We start from the raw sequence: 1,172 nt of genomic DNA, 5'->3' as shown, positions 1-1,172 counted from the left end.
CACTTCGATCACCGGGCCGTGATCATCGGCACCACCACCCGCGACCTCACCACCGCACTCACCGCCATCACCACCAACAAAACCGCACCCAACCTCATCACCAACACCACCCGCACCACCGGCAAAACCGCCTTCATCTACCCCGGCCAAGGCAGCCAATGGCCCGGCATGGCCCAACACCTCTACAACACCTCACCCACCTTCACCCACCACCTCAACAACTGCGCCGACGCCCTCGCCCCACACACCAACTGGAACCTCATCGACGTCCTCACCCAACAACCCAACGCCCCAACCCTCGACCACACCCACATCGTCCAACCCGCACTCTTCGCCGTCATGATCGCCCTCACCCACCTCTGGCAACACCACGGCATCACCCCCGACGCCGTCATCGGCCACTCACAAGGCGAAATCGCCGCCGCCCACATCGCCGGCGCACTCACCCTCGACGACGCCGCCCACATCATCGCCCACCGCAGCAACACCCTCACCACCCTCCCACCCACCGGCGGCATGGCCACCATCAACCTCCCCGCCACCACCATCCAACCCCACCTCACCAACCACCCCGACCTCCACATCGCCGCCATCAACAGCCCCAACAACACCGTCATCGCCGGCAACACCCACCAACTCGACACCCTCCTCAACCACTACCGCCAACACAACATCCAAGTCCGCCGCATCCCCGTCACCTACGCCAGCCACACCCCACACATCGAACCCCTCCAACACCACATCACCACCGCACTCACCACCATCAACCCCAAACCCTCCACCATCCCCTTCTACTCAACCCTCACCACCCAACCCCACGACACCACCCAACTCACCGCCGACTACTGGTACCAAAACCTCCGCCACCCCGTCCAACTCGAACAAACCACCCGCACCCTCCTCAACCACGGCCACACCACCCTCATCGAACCCAGCCCACACCCCACCCTCACCACCGCCCTCACCGACACCGCCGAAACCACCAACACCCCCACCACCATCACCGGCACCCTCCGCCGCAACCACCACAACCCCACCACCTTCCTCACCAACCTCGCCCACCTCCACACCACCGGCCACCACACCACCTGGCCCAAACCCACCAACCCCCAACCCACCAACCTCCCCACCTACCCCTTCCAACACCAACACCACTGGCTCAACCCCACCGC

Annotated in this window: 1 protein-coding gene; it reads left to right on the top strand. The window is 64.4% G+C overall.

The annotated features are described in order from the left end of the window. Positions 1 to 18: 18 nt before the first annotated feature. Positions 19 to 1,172: acyltransferase domain-containing protein (locus tag ACZ6TV_RS55225; RefSeq protein ID WP_465309796.1), on the top strand; the 1,154-nt coding region annotated here is incomplete at its 3' end.

This window comes from Dactylosporangium sp. NPDC051087 (genome assembly GCF_055586325.1).
This window is presented reverse-complemented; position numbering and strand designations above follow the sequence as displayed.